Genomic DNA, 19,376 nt, shown 5'->3' on the forward strand with positions numbered 1-19,376 from the left:
AAACGAGCGCTATTCTAACTGGCCCCGTGATCATGCCATCCGGCAGTGTTGCCGTCATGCCACGCGGCGCGGCCAGTGTAGCATGCGGCCCCGTTTAGGCCAGCCGCTTGCGCGCGCCGGCCGGAAATGCAATCGGCGCCCGCGGGCGCCGATGTCTTCGCTTGCGTATCGCCTCGGGCGGCCTTACTGCGCCGTGTCGTCGTTACGCTGGGCGTGACCGCGCTTGGTCCAGGCTGTCAGGTTGTGCGGCCGCAGCGTGTCCCATTCCTCGAACGGCTGATGGATCCACGGGTTCGTCGCCAGATACTGGACGTGGTAGTCGGGCTTCACCTTCGAACACGCCTTGTACCAGAGCACGGCCGAGCGCACCGCCGTGACGGACGGATAACGCTCCTTCAGGTGCTGCTGCACGCGTGCGAGCGTGACGCCCGAATCGACCAGGTCGTCGACGAGCAACACGTTGCCCGAGAGGTTGCCGCGCGTCATCGTGATGTACTGCGCGATGTCGAGGTCGCCCTGCTCCGTGCCGGCCGCCTCGCGGTACGAACTCGTCGCGAGGATCGCGAGCGGCAGATCGTAGATCCGCGACAGCTGATCGCCCACGCGCAGGCCGCCGCGCGCGAGGCACAGGATCTGGTCGAACTTCCAGCCCGATTCATGCACCGCGAGCGCGAGCAGTTCGACGAGCCGGTGATACTCGTCCCAGCCGACCCAGAGGTTTCGTTCGTCGTTGCGCGGATCGGCCATCGCGATCGGCGCGCCGTGATTGGCTTGCGTCATCGTGCTATCAGACCTTGAACGGATGGCGCAGCAGGATCGTTTCGTCGCGATCGGGGCCGGTCGAGACCATGTCGATCGGCACGCCGGCCACTTCCTGCACGCGCGTCAGGTAGTCCCGCGCGTTGGCGGGCAGCGCGTCCCACGTATTGATGCCGACCGTGCTTTCCTTCCAGCCGCCGAACGTCTCGTACACGGGCTCGCAGCGTGCGACGTCGGCCGCGCCGCGCGGCAGCAGGTCCACGTCCTTGCCGTCGATCTTGTAGCCGACGCAGAGCTGTACTTCGTCGAGGCCGTCGAGCACGTCGAGCTTCGTCATGCAGAGGCCCGACACGCCGTTGATCTGGATCGAGCGGCGTAGCGCGGCGGCGTCGAGCCAGCCGGTGCGGCGCGGGCGGCCCGTGACCGAACCGAATTCCTTGCCGACGTTGGCGAGCGTGACGCCGACCGGGCTTTGGCGCGCGGGATTGTCCGCGTCGTACAGTTCGCTCGGGAACGGGCCCGCGCCGACGCGCGTGCAGTAGGCCTTGGTGATGCCGAGGATGTAGTTGAGCTTCTGCGGACCGACGCCGGCGCCGGCCGCGGCCGCACCGGCCACGCAGTTGCTCGACGTGACGAACGGATAGGTGCCGTGGTCGATGTCGAGCAGCGTGCCCTGCGCGCCTTCGAACAGCAGGTTCTGGCCGGCATTGTTCGCGTCGTACAGGCGCCGCGAGACATCGGTGACCATCGGCTTGAGACGGTCGACGTAGCCGAGCATGGTGTCGAGCGTCGCCTGGAAATCGACGGCCGCGCCGCCGAGATACTGGGTCAGCACGAAGTTGTGGAAATCGAGGTTGTCGCGCAGGCGGTCGGCGAAGGTCTTCGCGTCGAACAGGTCCTGCACGCGCAGCGCGCGGCGGCCGACCTTGTCCTCGTAGGCCGGGCCGATGCCGCGACCGGTCGTGCCGATCTTGCCGGCGCCGCGGCGAGCTTCGCGCGCCTGGTCGATCGCGACGTGATACGGGAGGATCAGCGTAGTGGCTTCGGAAATGAACAGCCGCGACTGGACGTCGAGCCCGGCGTCTTCGAGTTCGCCGATTTCCTTGAACAGCGCTTCGGGCGACAGCACGACGCCGTTGCCGATGTAGCAGGCCACGCCCGCGCGCATGATGCCGGAAGGAATGAGGCGCAAGATGGTTTTCTTGCCGCCGATGATGAGCGTGTGACCCGCGTTGTGACCGCCTTGGAAACGAACGACGCCTTGCGCGTGGTCCGTCAGCCAGTCGACGATCTTGCCCTTGCCTTCATCTCCCCACTGGGTTCCCACGACGACGACGTTGCGCCCGGGAGTCACATTCACTGCGCTGGCAGACATGTTGATTCGTTAGCTGGTTAAAAACGTATTCTACATAGGTTCGGCGCGGGTTCCGAATTTTTCCGTTTCGCGTCAACGGCTTCGCGTCAACGATATGGCACCCTAAGCATCCGCGCCGCCTTGCGGCCGACGCGCTTCAGCGCGTCTCGACCACCCATGCGCCGCCGCGTTCGACAAGCGCGCGATCGCAGGCGAATTCGTCGAGCACATGGTCGTGCCCCGGCAGTGCCTGGATCACCACCTCGCCCGCATCGCGCAGCGCCGCCACCGCCACGCGCAGCGCGTCGTCCTGGCGCCACGGCGCGAGGATCGCGGTGCCGCGCGCCTCGACCGGCGAGATCCGCGCGATCTCGCGCAGGTCGAGCGAGAAACCGGTAGCCGGCCGCGCGCGGCCGTAGGCCTGGCCCACGTGATCGTAGCGGCCGCCGTTGGCGACCGCGTTCGGCACGCCGTCGACGTAGGCCGAGAACATCGCGCCGCTGTGATAGGCGTAACCGCGCAGGTCCGCCAGGTCGATCGACACGTCGGCGCCCTGCGCATGCGCGGCGAGCTGCGCGAGATCGTCGAACGCACGCGTGATCTCGGGCAGCGCCGGCAGCACGCGGCGCGCCTCGTCGAGCACGGCGGCATCGCCGTACAGATGCGGCAGCGCGCGCAGCGCGGCGCGCGTGTCCGGCCCGAGGTCGTCGGTCAATTCGTGCAGCAGCGGCACGTCCTTGCCGGCGAGCGCGTCGTAGAGCGCCTCGCCGCGCGCGGCGGCCACCGCGTCGCGCGCGAACAGCGCGCCGAGCACGCCGGCGTGGCACAGATCGAGGCGCACCTTGCCGAGCCCCGCGAGGCGCAGCGCGTCGAGCATCAGCTGCTGCACCTCGAGGTCGGCCTCGAGGCTCGCGTGGCCATAGAGTTCGGCGCCGATCTGGATCTGCTCGCGCGTCGCGTGCAGGCCGCGCGGACGCGTGTGCAGCACGTTGCCGGCGTAGCAGAGCCGCGTCACGCCCTGACGGTTCAGCAGATGCGCGTCGATGCGCGCGACCTGCGGCGTGATGTCGGCGCGCAGGCCGAGCGTGCGGCCCGACAGCTGGTCGACGAGGTTGAAGGTACGCAGGCGCAGGTCGTTGCCGCCGCTCGTCAGCAGCGACTCGAGATACTCGAGCAGCGGCGGCATCACCATTTCATAGCCATACGAACGGAAGCGGTCGAGCAGCCTGCGGCGCAGCTCCTCGATCTTGCGCGCTTCCGAAGGCAGCACGTCGGCGATATTCTCGGGAAGTAACCAGGTCGACATCGTTACGGTCCTACGACAGAAAACAGCGGCGCGCGGGCGCACGCCGGATTGGAATCGGATGGTTCGGACACCCGCACGGCATCCGGCACCACGAAGGCGCCGGCACGGGCAAATCGAGATAAAACGGGGCCGATCGGCGCGGATCGCGGGCCGGACCGGCGGCCGGCATCAGGTCGCGAAGACGAGCAGCACGAGGCCGAGCACCATCACGATCAGGCCGCCGATCCGGATATGATGCGGCGGCCGCTCCGCTATTCTACGAAACGTGTCGCGCCAGGCGACCGGAAACACGAACGGGAACGCGCCTTCGACGATCAGCATCAGCGCGAGAGCGAGCAACAGCGAACCGGCCAGATCCATGCGGTATCGACGGCACCGCGCGCGGCGGCACCCCTTGTACGTCAGTGTTTGCGGGGAGCGGGCGCCGGCGCGGCGGCCGTGCCGCCCATCGGGCCGCGCATGAAGCGGAAGAACTCGCTGTCCGGATCGACGACGATCACGTCGTTGGCATGGAACGTGTTCCGGTACGCCTGCAGGCTCGCGTAGAACTGGTAGAACTGCGGATCGCGGCCGAACGCGTCGCCGGCGATCTGCGCGGCCTTGGCATCGCCCTCGCCCTTGATCGACTGCGCCGACTGATAGGCGTCCGCGAGAATCTGCTGCTGCTGGCGCGCCGCCTCGGCCTTGATGCGCTCGGCCGCAGCCGCGCCCTCGGCGCGTTCGGTGTCGGCGCGTTCGCGCTCGGCCACCGTCATGCGGCGATAGGCGGCCTCGGTCGCGGCGGCCGGCAGGTCGATACGCAGCAGCGCGACGTCGACGATCTCGACGCCATACGGCGTGGCCGCTGCCTGCAGCGTGCGCTTCGCATCGTCGGCGATGGCCTGCTGCGCGCCGATCGCCGCGGCCAGCGTACGGCTCGCGAACGACTGCGCGAGCGCGCCCTTCAGCGAGGTGAGCAGCGGGTCGACGGCATCACGCACGCCGCCGTCGGTCTTGCCGTAGTACTTCAGCGGATCGGCGATCCGGTAGCGCACGGCCGGGCTGACCAGCACGTCCTGCTTGTCGGAGGTCGTGCAGTTCTGCGGATCGGCCCAGTCGAGCGTCTGGATCCGCGTATCGACCAGCACGGCCGTCTGCAGCGGCGGCGGAAGCTTGGCGTGCAGGCCGGGACCGAACACGGTCGGCTCGCCGTCGCCGCGCGCGGAGACGATCGCGGCATGGCTCGGATCGACGACGAACACGGTGGACGACGCGACGAACGCGACGATGACGAGCGCGATGACGAGCGCAACGATTCGATTCATGTCTGGCGTTCCCCGTTACTGCAGATCGTCTTCGCGCGACCGGCTGCGCAGCGCATCGCGCGAGCGCAGCGCATCGCCACCCGGTGCATCGCTGGCGGCACTGGCCGGGCTCGCGGCCGTGGCGGCCGACGGACCCGCCGACGCGGCGGCCGGATTCGCGCCGGACGCCTGCGCGTTACCGCCGGCCGTGCCGGCCGCGCCGTTCGCCGGCGCAGCACCAGCCGGTGCGGCCGAACTCGCGGCGGCGGCATCGGCCGCGCGCTGGCGCTGCTGCTCGACGATCTTGTCGAGCGGCAGGTAGACGAGGCTGTTGCCGGCCTTGTTGCCGATGTAGACCTTGGTCGCCTTCGAGTAGATTTCCTGCATGGTGTCGAGATACATCCGCTCGCGCACGACGGCGGGCGCTTTCTCGTATTGCGCGTAGACCTGCTTGTAGCGATCCGCGTCACCCTGCGCCTGCGTGACGACGCGGTCCGCGTAGGCCTTCGCGTCGTCGATCAGCTTGGCCGCGTCACCGCGCGCACGCGGCAGCAAGTCGTCGGCGTAGGCCTGCGCGGCGTTCTTCGCGGCCTCGCTCTGCTGGCGGGCCTTCGCCACTTCGTCGGTGGCGGCCTGCACCTGCTCGGGCAGCTGCGCGGACTGGAGCACGACGCTCGTCACCACGAGGCCGGTCTGGTCGCGGTCGAGGTCATGCTGGATCGCCTGCACGAGCGTGTCGCGCAGCGCGTCGCGGTCCGAGCCGATCACGTCGCTCGCCGCCTGCGCGCCGATGATGCGGCGAATCGCAGCCTGCGCGGACTGACGCACGGTGAGTTCGGGATCGACGGTGCGGAACAGATAGTCGGTGGCGGAACGAATCCGGTACTGGACGATGAAGCGCACGTCGACGATGTCGCCGTCGCGCGTGAGCATCGAGGCATCCTTCACGTTCGCCGCGCGCACCACGTTGTTGCGGCCGATCTCGGTGGCGTGCAGTTGCGAGGTGTCGACCACTTCGTGCGATTCGAACGGATACGGCAGGCGCCAATGCACGCCCTGATCCACCGTCCCGCGATATTCGCCGAACTGCAGCACGACGCCGGTCTGGCCGTCGGGCACGATGAAGATGCCGCTGCCCGCATACACCGCGACCAGCACGCCGATGACAATGCCCACGCCGATCCGCGCCGCGCGCCCGTTGTCGGGGCGCATGCCGCGATTGCCGCCGCCACCGCCCTTGCCGCCGAACAGGCCGGACAGGCGGCGGTTGAAGTTACGCCACATTTCATCGAGATCGGGCGGACCGTCACCGTCGGACTGCGGGCGCTTCGGCTCGTTGCCGCGGGGCTTGTCGCCATTGCCGCCGCCGCGACCCCAGCGAGGATCGTTGATCGACAGCATCGGACGCTTGCGCAGCCAGGTACTCCGCTCGTTGTAATCGTTCACCTGAGTTTGTTCACCAGATTGGGCGTCGACTGTCCGGCCAGCAGCCGGCTAGTCCCCGTGTTCGGAAACCGTGTGGTCGTCGTGCGGTTCGGCCAACCCGCCGTCGCGCGTCGGTTCGGGCAGCAACATCGCGCCGGAGAGCGGCTGGTCGCTGGTCGCGATTTCGGCAATGGCACCACGCAGCGCGTCGAGCCCCTGGCCGCTGCGCGCGCTCAAAAAGACGCGCGAAATATTACCATACTCGTCACGCTCGACCGCGTCGCCGCGGGCCGCGAGCTCGGGCACCGCATCGATCTTGTTGAAGACGAGCACCTGCCGGATCGCGTCCGCGCCGATCTCGTGCAGCACGTCGTTGACCTGTTCGATCTGCTCGAGCCGCACCGCGCTCGACGCATCGACCACGTGCAGCAGCAGATCCGCGTGGATCGTCTCCTCCAGCGTCGCGCGAAACGCGGCGACCAGCTGGTGAGGCAGTTCGCGGATGAAGCCAACCGTGTCGGACACCACGATCTGGCCCACCTCGTCGCCGAGATAGACGCGCCGCGAAGTCGTGTCGAGCGTCGCGAACAGTTGGTCGGCCGCATAGGCCTGCGCCTTCGTCAGCGCATTGAACAGCGTCGATTTGCCCGCGTTCGTATAGCCGACCAGCGACACCGACATCGTGCGGTTGCGTTCGCGCTGGCGACGCTGCGTATTGTGCTGGCGGCGCAGCTTGTCGAGCCGCGACTTCAGCATCTTGATGCGCTCGCCGATCAGCCGGCGGTCGGTTTCGAGCTGCGTTTCGCCGGGGCCGCGCAGGCCGATACCGCCCTTCTGGCGCTCGAGGTGGGTCCAGGCGCGGATCAGCCGCGTCGACAGGTACTGCAACTGCGCGAGCTCGACCTGCAGCTTGCCTTCGTGGCTACGCGCGCGCTGCGCGAAGATGTCGAGGATCAGGCTGGTGCGATCGACAACGCGCCGGTTCAGCGTGCGCTCGAGATTGCGCTGCTGCGCGGGCGCGAGCGGATGATTGAAGATGACGATGTCGATGTCGTTCGCATCACACGCGAGGCGCAGCTCCTCGGCCTTGCCGCTGCCGATGAACATCGCGGCGTCGGGGCTCGATCGTCGTCCGGTGAGGGTGACTGCGGGATGGGCGCCCGCGCTGGAAGCAAGCAGGCTCAGTTCTTCAAGGCTGGCTTCGAAGTCGGTCTTGCCGAAATCGATGCCGACTAATGCGGCGTTGGTCAAATTGGCGGGTGTCAAGATAAGGCGGCTGGCGTGGATCGCCGGCGGCGACGGACGCCAGCCGCGGCAATCGGGTTAGGAGGACGCGCCTTCCGCATCCGGGTGGAAATTCACCGGACGGGCCGGCACGACCGTCGAGATGGCGTGCTTGTAGACCATCTGGGTAACCGTGTTACGGAGCAACACGACGTACTGGTCGAACGATTCGATGTTCCCTTGCAGCTTGATGCCGTTGACGAGGTAGATCGACACCGGCACATGTTCCTTACGCAGTGCGTTCAAAAACGGGTCTTGTAACAATTGCCCTTTGTTGCTCATGGCGTACTCCATCTTTTTTTGCAGGTTGAACTAGATTGTCGGCGAAGAAAAAGAGATCCGCCGTCAATCGCTACACTATAGCCGATTTTGCCGCCCCGCTTCGGGGCCCGGCCGTTCGGCTTATTCCCCGCGACCCTTGTCCGTATAAGGATTCGTCGTGGACCGGAACTCTATTCGCAATGGAGTGCCGGTCAACGCGAAAGTTTCCCGGAAGCGGTTCTCGAGGTAGCGTTTATAGGTTTCCGTCACGGCATCGAGCGCATTGCCGTGAATCACGATAATCGGCGGATTCTGGCCGCCCTGGTGCGCGTAGCGCAGCTTCGGACGCACCGGGCCGCGGCGACGCGGCTGCTGGAACTCGACGGCCTCGATCAGCGCGCGCGTGAGCTTCGGCGTCGGCAGCTTCTTCATCGCGGCCGCGTAGGCGTCGTCGACCGAGCGCAGCAGCGGGCCGATGCCGGTCTTCTCGGCGGCGGAGATGAAGTGGAACTTGGCGAACTCGAGGAATTTGAGCTTGCGCGTCAGGTCGGCCTTGGTGCGCTCGCGCGCATGCGAGTCGAGCCCGTCCCACTTGTTCACGCCCACCACCAGCGCGCGACCCTGCTCGACCACGAAGCCGGCGATGTGCGCGTCCTGGTCGGAGATGTCCTGCTGCGCGTCGAGCAGCAGGATCACGACGTTCGCGTCCGAGATCGACTGCAGCGTCTTCACCACCGAGAACTTCTCGATGGCCTCGAACACCTTGCCGCGCCGGCGCAGGCCGGCCGTGTCGATCAGCGTATAGGGCTTGCCGTTGCGCTCGAAATCGACGTAGATCGAATCGCGCGTGGTGCCCGGCATGTCGAACGCGATCACGCGGTCCTCGCCGATCAGCGTATTGACGAGCGTCGATTTGCCGACGTTCGGGCGCCCGACGATCGCGATCTTCACGCCGCGCGACTGCGCCGCGTCCTCGGTCTCCTCGGGCTGGCCCGCGTAGGCGACTTCGAGCGCCTCGTTGATCATGTCGGTCACGCCGTCGCCGTGCGCGGCCGAGATCGCGCGCGGGTCGCCGAGGCCGAGTTCGTAGAAATCGGATGCGACCGCCGTGTACTTCATCCCCTCGGCCTTGTTGACGACGAGGAAGATCGGCCGGCCGGTCTTGCGCAGGTAGTCGGCGATCGACTTGTCCTGCGGCGCGAGCCCGTTGCGGCCGTCGACGATGAACACCACGACGTCGGCCTCTTCCACGGCCTGGCGCGTCTGGCGCGCCATCTCGTGCAGGATGCCGTCCTTCGCGACCGGCTCGAAACCGCCCGTGTCGACGACGAGGTACGGACGCGCGCCGGTGCGCCCCTCGCCGTAATGGCGATCGCGGGTCAAGCCCGGCAGGTCCGCGACCAGCGCGTCGCGCGAGCGCGTAAGCCGGTTGAACAGCGTGGATTTCCCCACATTGGGGCGCCCGACGAGGGCAATGACCGGTTTCATCTGATGTCGTCTATACGGTGTTACGCAGGAGCGGGAAGCCTGCCGCGCGAAATCTCGCGGCGACGGGCGGCTGCGTTGAATGAAAATTAGCACGAATTCCACGCCGCGACGGGCGCCTGGCGCACGCATCGTGCGCCTCGTGAATGCGGCATTCCGCTAAGGCAGCGCGCCGGACCCGCCCGCTCGGGGGCGCCGGCGGCAAGCGCCGCATAAAAAAACACGCGCGGCCCGCACCGCCGGTGCCGGGCCGCGCCATTCCTGCCGATCGGTCAGCGCGGGCGGAAGCCGTACACTTCGCCGTCGTGCGTCTGCACGACGAGCGTGTCGCCGGCCAGCACCGGCGCTGCCGTGATCGCGCTGCCATCCGTCTTCATGCGCGCCACGAACGAGCCGTCGTCGCGCGACAGGAAGTGGACGAAACCCTTGTAGTCGCCCATCACGACCGCGTGGCCGAGCAGATAGGGCACGCCGACGTCGCGGCTTTTGAGCTTGTCGTTGCGCCAGAGCTGGTTACCGCTCGCGACGTCGTAGGCCGTGACCACCGACCAGTCGTCGCCGCCTGCCACCACGGTGTCGTCCTGCGCAATGCCGCTGCGACTCGAGAACGCCTTCTCCCAGACCGGACGGCCCGAATTCGCGTCGAAGCAGCCGATCTGGCCCTGGAACGTGACCGCGCAGGTTTCCGCACCGACCAGCGTCGGCGGCCCGCTCACGTCGTTGATCCGTTCGACTTCGGTCACGCCCTTCGGGTAGGACACGGGCGTCTGCCAGTACGGCTCACCCGTCTGAAGATTGATCGCGACCAGGCCACCGCCCGGGAAACCGGCCAGCACTGCGGCATCGCCGGCGAACGTCATGCCGGCCGACACGCGCAGGTTCAGCGGCACCGCGCGGCTGCGGTAGACCCACTTCTGCTCACCCGTCTGCGCGGCGAACGCAATCACCTGGCCGTCGATCGTGCGCACGATCACGAGACCGTTGCCGACCAGCGGTGGCGAGAAGATCTCGCCCTGCACCGTGGTCTTCCAGAGCTGCTTGCCGTCCGCGCCGAGCACGAACACGCCGCCCTTGAGCGCGCCGACCGCGGTCAGGTTGCCGTCGCTGCCGACGCCGGCCGACAGGTCAGAATGCAGCTTCGTACGCCAGACCGTCTGGCCCGTCTTCGCGTCGATCTTCTCGACCGAGCCGTTCGCCGCGGCGACGAACACCGCGTCGCCGACCGCGACCGGCGAGAACAAGTAGCGACCGCCCTTGCCGACGCTCGTCTTCCACGTCTGCTGCACATTCAGCACTGGCTTGATTTCGGTGAGCGGCGTCGGCACGCGGCGCGCGTCCTTCGTGGACGAGCACGCCGTCAGCGCGAGGATGGCAACCGCGCAGGCAATCGGAGCAGCGTTACGTTTCAGCAAATTCATCGGTGAGCGAAGCTAATAAGGTTGGGGAACGAAAGCGTGGCGGCTCAGCTGCCGAGCGCGTCGAGCTTGAACTGCACGAGCTGACGCACGGACGCGTCTCCCTTCGGCAGCGAATCGAGCGCGAGCTGGTACGCGGTGCGCGCGTCACCGCGCTTGCCCTGCGCGGCGAGCAGATCGCCGCGGCGATCAGCAACGAGGCCCTTGAAACCGTCGTCCGGCGTGCCGTTCAGTAGTGCGAGGCCCGCGTCGTAGGCTTTCTCGTCGAGCAGCAGCGAGGCCAGGCGCAGCTTCGCGATCTGCTTGTAGGCGTCATCCTGCGCGTGGTCGATCGTCCACTGCAGCTGCGCTTTCGCGCCGGCCGTGTCGCCGGCCATGTACAGCCCCTTCGCGGCCGCGAGCGCGGTCATCTGCGCATACGCGGTGCGGCCGTACTTGTCCTCCATGTCCGACGCGGCGCGGGCGATCTTCGCCTTGTCGCCGGAGCTGACGGCCTGCTGCACGGCCTCGTACAAGCCGGAGGCCTGGGCCGCCTGATGGCGCTGCCAGTAGTTCCAGCCGTTCCAGGCGGCTGCCACGACGAGCACGGCGGTCAGGATCCAGGTCGTCAGGTCACCCCAGCGGGCCCACCATGCTTTTACGCTTTCAATCGATTCTTGTTCGTCGTGGTAGCTCATCGGCTAGCGATTCCTTACTGTCCAGCTTGTTGTCGAGCGCCAGGCGCCGCAATCAGTCGTCGCCGTCTTCGGCGGATGCAACCATCGCATTGATTAGAAATTCGGTCAAGTTCTCGACCGTTACGGTCTGCTGCTCGCTCTTTTCGCCGTCGGCGCCCGCACCGCGCAGCGCCTTCACACCGACCGTGCCGTTCGTCACCTCGTCCTCGCCAAGGATCACGGCATAAGCGGCGCCGCTCGCGTCCGCGCGCTTCATCTGCGACTTGAAACTCGCGGTCGCGCCGTCCGCGCTGCAGTGGAAGATCACGTCGAGACCGGTATCGCGCAGACGTTCGCCGATGATGAACGCCTGCTCGCGCGCCGCGTCGCCCTGGTGGACGATGTAGACGTCGACGCCGTCCTGCTCCGGCACGAGTTGCTCTTCCTTCAGCAGTTCGAGAATCCGCTCGATGCCCATCGCCCACCCGCAGGCCGCCGTCGGCTTGCCGCCGAGCTGCTCGATCAGCGGATCGTAACGGCCGCCGGCCGCCACGGTGCCCTGCGCGCCGAGCTTGTCGGTCACCCATTCGAACACGGTCAGATTGTAGTAATCGAGGCCGCGCACGAGCCGCGGATTGATCGTGAACGGCACGTTGTTGGCCTTCAGCAGGCGCTGCAGGCCCTCGAAGTGCGCACGCGACGTCTCGCCGAGGAAATCGATCAGCTTCGGCGCGTTCTGGGCGATCTCCTGCAGCGCCGGGTTCTTGGTGTCGAGCACGCGCAACGGATTCGTATACAGGCGACGCTTCGCGTCCTCGTCGAGCTGGTCGGCGAACTGCTCGAGATACTTGATCAGCTCGACGCGGTGCGCGGCGCGCTCCTCGGCGAGGCCGAGCGAGTTGATCTCGAGCTTGATGCCGGTCAGGCCGAGGTCGTCCCACAGCCGCTGGCACATCATGATGATTTCCGCGTCCGTGTCGGGGCCGGCGAAACCGAGCGCCTCGACGCCGACCTGGTGGAACTGGCGATAGCGGCCGCGCTGCGGACGCTCATGACGGAACATCGGGCCGATGTACCACAGCCGCTTCGGGCCGTCGTACAGCAGGTTGTGCTCGATCGAGGCCCGCACCACGGCCGCGGTGTTCTCCGGGCGCATCGTCAGGTTCTCGCCGTTCAGCGAGTCGGTGAAGCTGTACATCTCCTTCTCGACGATGTCGGTCACTTCACCGATGCCGCGTGTAAACAACTGCGTATGCTCGACGATCGGCGTACGGATGTTCTGGTAACCGTAGGCGCGCAGCAGCGACTTGGCGGTCGCCTCGAAGAATTCCCACAGTGCGGCATCCTGCGGGAGGATGTCGTTCATGCCCTTCACGCCTGTCAGCTTTTCGAGCTTTCGCTTGGTTTCGGTCATCGGATTTCGGTTGATTTATTGCTCGGCCGTTGCCTGGCCGTAGTTACGGGCGACGTAGTCGCTCACGATCTGCTGGAATTCCTCGGCGATGCGTTCGCCGCGCAGCGTCCTGACCTTTTCGCCGTCGATGAAGACCGGCGCGGCCGGGTTTTCACCCGAGCCCGGCAGGCTGATGCCGATGTTCGCGTGCTTCGACTCTCCCGGGCCGTTGACGATACAGCCCATCACGGCGACGTTCATCTTCTCGACGCCGGGGTAAGTCTTGCGCCATTGCGGCATCTGCTCGCGCAGATAGGTCTGGATCTGCATCGCGAGCTCCTGGAACAGCGTGCTCGTCGTCCGGCCGCAGCCCGGGCAGGCGATCACCATCGGCGCGAACGAGCGCAAACCCATCGTCTGCAGGATTTCCTGGCCGACCACGACCTCGCCGGTGCGCGGCGCGCCCGGCTCCGGCGTCAGCGAGATGCGGATCGTGTCGCCGATGCCTTCCTGCAGCAGCACGCCGAGCGCCGCCGTCGAGGCGACGATGCCCTTCGAGCCCATGCCCGCCTCGGTCAGGCCGAGGTGCAGCGCGAACCCGCAGCGGCGTGCCAGCTCGCGGTAGACGGCGATCAGGTCCTGCACGCCGCTGACCTTGCACGACAGGATGATGCGGTCGCGCCCGAGGCCGACCTCCACCGCGCGCTCGGCCGAGCCGATCGCCGACTGGATCAGCGCCTCGTACATCACGCTCTGCGCTTCCCACGGCGTGCTGCGCGCGGCGTTCTCGTCCATCATGCGCGCCAGCAGATCCTGGTCGAGACTGCCCCAGTTCACGCCGATCCGAACCGGCTTGTCGTACTTCGCGGCCAGTTCGATCATCTGCGCGAACTGCGTGTCGCGCTTCGCGCCCTGGCCGACGTTGCCCGGATTGATCCGGTACTTCGACAGCGATTCCGCGCACGCGGGGTAGTCGCGCAGCAGCAGATGGCCGTTGTAATGGAAGTCGCCGACGAGCGGCACCGCGACACCCATCCGGTCGAGCTGCTCGCGGATCGCGGGAACCGCTGCGGCTGCCTCCGGAGTATTAACCGTAATACGCACCAATTCGGAGCCCGCGTTCGCCAAATCCTTGATCTGGATCGCGGTGCCGATCGCATCGGCGGTGTCAGTATTCGTCATCGACTGCACGCGCACGGGCGCGTCGCCGCCGATCGTCACCAGGTTCCCGCCCCACCGGACATCCACCGCGTGCGAACGGCGGCGCGGCAGGGAGCCGCCGAACACCGGTTCGGTTGAACAAATCTGACTGCTGCGTGGGGATTGAGCTTCGGATTGCATCGTTGGATCCATTTGCGCCGGAAGCGCCGCCCGCGGGCGGCACACGAATTGAAAAAGCGCCGTGCCCGGTCAGCCACGGCGCTTGCCGTCAGGGCAGCGCGAAGCGCGCGACGTTACCCCGACCTGCCGAATATTTTGCCGGATCCACGGTTTTTCCGTCGAACGTGACCGAATCGAGCCCGGCCCGATTGCCGATCGTCACGCGCAACGGCGTCTCGCCCGTGATCTGGCGCGTCTCGCCCGCCTTCACGAGCGCCGACACGAGTTCCTTGCCGCTCTTGTCGCGCACGCTGACCCAGCAGTCCGACTTGACCGTGATGCCGAGCACCGACTGGCCGGCGGCCGCGACCACGCTCGCGCCATCAGCCGACGAGGCCGCAGCCGGCGCGGTGACGCTCGCCGGCGCTGCCGGTGCCGTGGGGACGACCGATGCCGGCTGGGCCGGCGCCGCAGCTGCCGCCGGCGCCGCACCGACCTCGCTCGTGGCCGCGTCGGAGGCGACGTTGCCCGTCACGGTCGACCCGCCGACCGCGATCGCCGCACTATCGGAGGCGGCGGCCGAATCAGCGCTTGAGGCCGGCTGCGAAGCCGACCCCGCCATGCCGGCGTTCGACTTGAATTTCGCGAGCCAGTTCGCCGAATCGCCACCCGAATGCCACATGGCGACCGCGATCACCGCCACCACCACGGCCAGCACGCCCCACAGCCACGAGCGGCGGTGCGTCGGCGCGCCGAGCGGGATCGACACGCGGCCGCGCGGCAGGTCGGTGCCGGACGAGGCCGGCATCGACAGATCGACCTCGTGAACGCCTTTCTCGCGCCGCAGCGCCTGCGCGAACGGCTCCGGATCGACGCCGAGCATCTTCGCGTAGCTGCGCACCACGCCGACCGCGAACGTCGAGCCCGGCATCTGGCTGATGTCGCCGGTTTCCAGCGCTCGCAGTTTCGGCGCCGCCACCTTCAGGCGCGCCGACACGTCGGCCACCGACCACCCCTTCGCTTCCCGAAGCTGCGCGAGGCGCGCGCCCACGGCCACCAACGACTCCAACCCCGCCGATGCCGGCTTTTGCTCGGCATTCGTCTCTGCGCCTCTTGGCGGTTGCGGCTCGCTCATCCTAATCCTCGCGTCGATTCTTCTTCACTTGTGCAACGGCGCCGGAACAGGGCCCGGCGCCGCAGCGCAACCGTTAAACAGGGACGGCCCGACCCGCCCCGGATCGCTTGTCGCGTCTACCCGCCACAAGCCCGGACCTCCCCGTCAGACGGCCCGGACTTCGATGATTTTCCCGCTTCCCGTCCGCTGCTGGAGGCGCGTGCGGTCCTTCACGGCGCCCGCGAGCTGACCGCAGGCAGCATCGATGTCGTCGCCGCGCGTCTTGCGCACGGTCGTCACGACACCCGCCTCGATCAGGATCTGCGAGAACTGCTTGATGCGCTCGTTCTTCGAGCGCAGCAGCCCAGATTCAGGGAACGGATTGAACGGGATCAAATTGAATTTGCACGGCACGTCGCGCGTCACCGCGAGCAGCTCGCGCGCATGCTCGTCGGTGTCGTTGACACCGTCGAGCATGCAGTATTCGAATGTAATGAAATCCCGCGGCGCGACGGTCAGATAGCGCTGGCACGCGGCCATCAGCTCCCGCAGCGGGTACTTCTTGTTGAGCGGCACGAGCATGTCACGCAACGTATCGTTCGGTGCGTGCAGAGACACCGCCAGCGCAACCGGCAGCTCCGCGCCGAGGCGGTCCATCATCGGCACGACGCCGGAGGTCGACAGCGTCACGCGGCGCCGCGACAGCCCGTAGGCGTTGTCGTCGAGCATCAACCGCATGGCCGGCACCACCGCGCTGTAATTGAGGAGCGGCTCGCCCATGCCCATCATCACGACGTTCGTGACGACGCGCTCGGCCTTGCCGTTCGGCCCGGGCGCGCGCCCGAGCGATTCGCGCAAAGCGAATTCGGCCATCCGCAACTGTCCGATGATTTCAGCCGTGGACAGATTGCGCGAGAAGCCCTGCTTGCCGGTCGAACAGAATCGGCAGTTGACCGCGCATCCGGCCTGCGACGACACGCACAGCGTGCCGCGCGCCTCTTCCGGAATGAAGACGGTCTCGACCGCGTTGCCGTTGCCGACGTCGATCAGCCACTTGCGCGTGCCGTCCGACGAGACATGGTCGCTCGCGATCTCGGGCATGCCGATCACGGCACGCCCTTTCAACTTTTCCCGCAACGACTTGGCGAGATCGGTCATGCCGTCGAAATCGGCGGCATTGTATTGGTGGATCCAGCGCTGCAACTGCTTGGCGCGAAACGGCTTCTCGCCGAGGCTGCCGCAATACGCGACGAGGCCTTCGGCGTCGAAGTCGAGGAGATTGACGGTGGTATCGCTCGTCATGGTGCCCTGCCTTGCCGCACGCGCCGGACCCGCTACCCGCTTAGCGCGAGTAGACGTTCAGGCCGGCGAAGAAGAAACCGATTTCGACGGCTGCCGTTTCCGGCGCGTCCGAACCGTGAACCGCGTTGGCATCGATGCTGTCAGCGAAGTCGGCGCGAATCGTGCCGGCTTCCGCCTTCTTCGGATCCGTCGCGCCCATCAGGTCGCGGTTCTTCAGGATCGCGTTCTCGCCTTCCAGAACCTGGATCATCACCGGACCCGAGATCATGAAGTCGACCAGATCCTTGAAGAACGGACGCGCCGCGTGAACCGCGTAGAACTGCTCCGCTTCACCGCGCGACAGGTGCGCCATACGAGCCGCGACGACCTTCAGGCCAGCGCCTTCGAAACGGCTGTAGATCTGACCGATCACGTTCTTTGCCACTGCATCCGGCTTGATGATCGACAGGGTGCGCTCGATTGCCATAAAAACTCCAAGAAATTAACAAGTTACGTTTTCAAATGAATCCGCTATTGTAACACGTTCCCGTGTATCATTGCGATTGAACCCTTACATCTCAGAAAGGTGGAAACCGAGTATGCTGATGATTGCGCGTCGTGCCTGCATCGGCCCGTCGATCGATTGTCGAGCCCTCTTGAAACCTTGGGGCGGCAAACCGATCTGATGCAGTGCGGCGTCCGGATTGCTGCAGCGCATCGCGATGCGTCCGGTTTCCGATCGCTGTCACGTTCCATGTTAGGAGAAACCATGAACGACTATCCGTACAACTTCGGCCGCGGCGGCACGCTGACGGCCGAAACCCGCAACCGCGTGCTGCGGAACACCTACTGGCTGCTCGCGCTCTCGATGATCCCGACCGTGCTCGGCGCGTGGGTCGGGGTCGCGACCGGTTTCTCTCTGTTCGCGGCGACGAGCCCGATGATGAGCCTGCTCGCGTTCTTCGCGATCGCGTTCGGCTTCATGTTCGCAATCGAGCGCACCAAGAACAGCAGCGCCGGCGTGTTCGTGCTGCTCGGCTTCACGTTCTTCATGGGCCTGATGCTGTCGCGGCTGCTGAGCTTCATCCTCGGCTTCTCGAACGGCCCGTCGCTGATCATGCTCGCGTTCGGTGGCACCGGCGTGATCTTCGCGGCGATGGCCACCATCGCCACGGTCAGCAAGCGCGATTTCTCGGGCCTCGGCAAATGGCTGTTCGTCGGCGTGATCGTGCTGCTGCTGGCGATGGTCGCGAACATGTTCCTGCACCTGCCGGCGCTGATGCTGACGGTGTCGGTGCTCGCCATCGTGATCTTCTCGGCCTACATGCTGTTCGACGTGCAGCGCGTCGTGAACGGCGGCGAGACGAACTACATCACCGCCACGCTCGCGATCTATCTCGACCTGTACAACGTGTTCACGAACCTGCTGGCGCTGCTCGGCATCTTCGGCGGCAACCGCAACTGAACGCGAGAGTCCGGGCAGCGGTATCGTTCGGACTCGCCACGAAAAACCGGCCCGATCATCGGGCCGGTTTTTTTATGCGCGGTCGATGCCGCACCGGCGCGTCGCGGCCCGGCAGCTCAAACGCGCTCGAACACCGCGATCGATTCGACGTGCGACGTATTCGGGAACATGTTCACCACGCCCGCGCCGCGCAGCCGGTAGCCGGCCTCATGGACCAGCAGGCCCGCGTCACGCGCGAGCGTGGCCGGATTGCACGAGACGTAGACGATACGCTTCGGCAGCGGGCCGTCGCCGCTCTGCGCGATCTCCGCGAGCGCCTTCGACACCGCGAGCGCGCCTTCGCGCGGCGGATCGACGAGGAACCTGTCGAACGCGCCGAGCGCGCGCAGGTCATCGGCCGTGACCTCGAACAGGTTGCGGCAGGCGAACGAGGTATGCGCGTCGACGCCGTTTTCCTTCGCGTTCTCGAGCGCGCGCGTGGTCAGCGCCTCGCTGCCCTCGATGCCGACCACCTCGCGCGACAGCCGCGCGAGCGGCAGCGTGAAGTTACCGATCCCGCAGAACAGGTCGAGCACGCGGTCGCCGCGCTGCGGCGCGAGCAGGCGCAGCGCGCGGCCCACCAGCACGCGGTTGATCTGGTGATTGACCTGGGTGAAGTCGGTCGGCTTGAACGGCATGCGGATATTGAATTCCGGCAGCGTGTAGTCGAGCGACTGGTCGAGCGGATAGAACGGGAAAACCGAATCCGGCCCCTTCGGCTGCAGCCAGAACTGCACCTGATGCGCATCGGCGAACGCGCGCAGCAGCGCTTCGTCGGCGGCGTTGATCGGTTCGAGCACGCGCAGCACGAGCGCCGTCACGCTCGCGCCGACCGCCAGCTCGATCTGCGGCATCCGATCCCGGATCGACAGCCCCTCGACAAGCCCACGCAGCGGCACGAGCATGGCAGAAACATGCGGCGGCAGCACCTCGCAGCTCGTCATGTCGGCCACGTAACTGCTCTTCTTCTCATGGAACCCCACCAGCACGCCGCCCTTCTTCGCGACGTTGCGCACGGTCAGCCGCGCGCGGTAGCGGTAGCCCCAGGCCGGGCCGTGGATCGGCGAGAACATCGTTTCCGCGCGCAGCTTCGACAAATGCCATAGATTGTCCTCGAGCACGCGCTGCTTGATCGCCACCTGGGCGCGCACGTCGAGATGCTGCATCGAGCAGCCGCCGCAAGTGCCGAAGAATTCGCACTTCGGCTGCGCGCGCATCACGCTCGGGCGCAGGATGTCGACCACGGTAGCCTGCTCGTAGCTGGGCTTGCGGCGATAGCTCGAATAGGTGACGCGCTCGCCCGGCAGCGCGCCCTCGACGAAGATCACCTTGCCAGACTCGCCGTCCTCGTTCACGAGGCGGCCGACGCCGCGTGCATCCATGTCGAGCGATTCGATCTCGATGGGCGCACTGACGTGCGCGACGGGCGCGTTGCGGGATTTGCGCGCGGGAGTGGGGACGGCTTCGGACACCAGCTTTTCCTGACGATCGTTTGGGGGAAGGCGAGATTGTAGACGAATGGACGTTCGTCATCGG

At 66.6% G+C, this 19,376-nt stretch carries 18 protein-coding genes; 1 reads left to right on the forward strand and 17 read right to left on the reverse strand.

The window, feature by feature from the left end; all coding sequences use genetic code 11:
• Positions 1-183: 183 nt before the first annotated feature.
• From bpln_RS10740 to ndk, 16 genes are all read right to left on the reverse strand, one after another.
• Positions 184-780 (reverse strand): phosphoribosyltransferase, encoded by a 597-nt coding sequence (locus bpln_RS10740; protein WP_042625172.1) that lies wholly within the window; start codon positions 778-780, stop codon positions 184-186.
• Between the two features lie 7 nt (positions 781-787).
• The gene (locus bpln_RS10745; protein WP_042625173.1) at positions 788-2,134 is read right to left on the reverse strand and encodes an adenylosuccinate synthase; all 1,347 of its coding nucleotides are present in this window, start codon (positions 2,132-2,134) and stop codon (positions 788-790) included.
• Positions 2,135-2,270: 136 nt separating this feature from the next.
• Positions 2,271-3,419: an ATP phosphoribosyltransferase regulatory subunit gene (locus bpln_RS10750; RefSeq protein WP_042625174.1), complete on the reverse strand. Its 1,149-nt coding sequence runs from the start codon at positions 3,417-3,419 to the stop codon at positions 2,271-2,273.
• A gap of 168 nt (positions 3,420-3,587) precedes the next feature.
• Positions 3,588-3,779 carry a DUF2065 domain-containing protein gene (locus bpln_RS10755; RefSeq protein ID WP_042625175.1) on the reverse strand — a complete coding sequence of 64 codons (192 nt, stop codon included), beginning with the start codon at positions 3,777-3,779 and terminating at the stop codon, positions 3,588-3,590.
• A gap of 41 nt (positions 3,780-3,820) precedes the next feature.
• Positions 3,821-4,723: a protease modulator HflC gene (gene hflC / locus bpln_RS10760; protein WP_055138811.1), complete on the reverse strand. Its 903-nt coding sequence runs from the start codon at positions 4,721-4,723 to the stop codon at positions 3,821-3,823.
• 15 nt (positions 4,724-4,738) lie between these two features.
• On the reverse strand, positions 4,739-6,148 hold the full coding sequence (gene hflK, locus bpln_RS10765) for an FtsH protease activity modulator HflK (RefSeq protein WP_055138812.1): 1,410 nt from the start codon (positions 6,146-6,148) through the stop codon (positions 4,739-4,741).
• Between the two features lie 48 nt (positions 6,149-6,196).
• A complete protein-coding gene (hflX, locus tag bpln_RS10770) occupies positions 6,197-7,378 on the reverse strand; it encodes a GTPase HflX (RefSeq protein WP_175937920.1) in 1,182 nt (393 codons plus the stop codon).
• Between the two features lie 72 nt (positions 7,379-7,450).
• The gene (gene hfq / locus bpln_RS10775) at positions 7,451-7,693 is read right to left on the reverse strand and encodes an RNA chaperone Hfq (protein ID WP_026051467.1); all 243 of its coding nucleotides are present in this window, start codon (positions 7,691-7,693) and stop codon (positions 7,451-7,453) included.
• A 120-nt stretch (positions 7,694-7,813) separates the two neighbouring features.
• Positions 7,814-9,160, reverse strand: a complete 1,347-nt coding sequence (gene der / locus bpln_RS10780) for a ribosome biogenesis GTPase Der (RefSeq protein ID WP_042625179.1) — start codon at positions 9,158-9,160, stop codon at positions 7,814-7,816.
• Positions 9,161-9,429: 269 nt separating this feature from the next.
• Entirely contained in the window at positions 9,430-10,575 is a 1,146-nt protein-coding gene (bamB, locus tag bpln_RS10785; RefSeq protein ID WP_042625180.1) for an outer membrane protein assembly factor BamB, read from the reverse strand.
• A gap of 44 nt (positions 10,576-10,619) precedes the next feature.
• Entirely contained in the window at positions 10,620-11,249 is a 630-nt protein-coding gene (locus bpln_RS10790; RefSeq protein WP_042625181.1) for a tetratricopeptide repeat protein, read from the reverse strand.
• Positions 11,250-11,301: 52 nt separating this feature from the next.
• Positions 11,302-12,642, reverse strand: a complete 1,341-nt coding sequence (gene hisS / locus bpln_RS10795; protein ID WP_042625182.1) for a histidine--tRNA ligase — start codon at positions 12,640-12,642, stop codon at positions 11,302-11,304.
• Between the two features lie 15 nt (positions 12,643-12,657).
• Positions 12,658-13,962, reverse strand: coding sequence for a flavodoxin-dependent (E)-4-hydroxy-3-methylbut-2-enyl-diphosphate synthase (gene ispG / locus bpln_RS10800; RefSeq protein ID WP_042626640.1), 1,305 nt, complete (start codon positions 13,960-13,962; stop codon positions 12,658-12,660).
• An 88-nt stretch (positions 13,963-14,050) separates the two neighbouring features.
• Complete coding sequence (locus bpln_RS10805; protein ID WP_042625183.1) at positions 14,051-15,076, reverse strand: helix-turn-helix domain-containing protein; 1,026 nt, start codon at positions 15,074-15,076, stop codon at positions 14,051-14,053.
• A gap of 144 nt (positions 15,077-15,220) precedes the next feature.
• Positions 15,221-16,357 carry a dual-specificity RNA methyltransferase RlmN gene (gene rlmN, locus bpln_RS10810; protein WP_055138814.1) on the reverse strand — a complete coding sequence of 379 codons (1,137 nt, stop codon included), beginning with the start codon at positions 16,355-16,357 and terminating at the stop codon, positions 15,221-15,223.
• A 40-nt stretch (positions 16,358-16,397) separates the two neighbouring features.
• Positions 16,398-16,823, reverse strand: coding sequence for a nucleoside-diphosphate kinase (gene ndk, locus bpln_RS10815; RefSeq protein WP_042625185.1), 426 nt, complete (start codon positions 16,821-16,823; stop codon positions 16,398-16,400).
• Between the two features lie 282 nt (positions 16,824-17,105).
• Here ndk and bpln_RS10820 point away from each other — a divergent pair, with 282 nt between their 5' ends.
• Positions 17,106-17,801: a Bax inhibitor-1/YccA family protein gene (locus bpln_RS10820; protein WP_042625186.1), complete on the forward strand. Its 696-nt coding sequence runs from the start codon at positions 17,106-17,108 to the stop codon at positions 17,799-17,801.
• 116 nt (positions 17,802-17,917) lie between these two features.
• On the opposite strand, the gene rlmD is transcribed toward bpln_RS10820, so the two are convergent.
• Complete coding sequence (gene rlmD, locus bpln_RS10825) at positions 17,918-19,312, reverse strand: 23S rRNA (uracil(1939)-C(5))-methyltransferase RlmD (RefSeq protein ID WP_055138815.1); 1,395 nt, start codon at positions 19,310-19,312, stop codon at positions 17,918-17,920.
• Positions 19,313-19,376: the final 64 nt, after the last annotated feature.

Origin of the sequence: Burkholderia plantarii (assembly GCF_001411805.1) — a bacterium.
Taxonomy (GTDB): domain Bacteria; phylum Pseudomonadota; class Gammaproteobacteria; order Burkholderiales; family Burkholderiaceae; genus Burkholderia; species Burkholderia plantarii.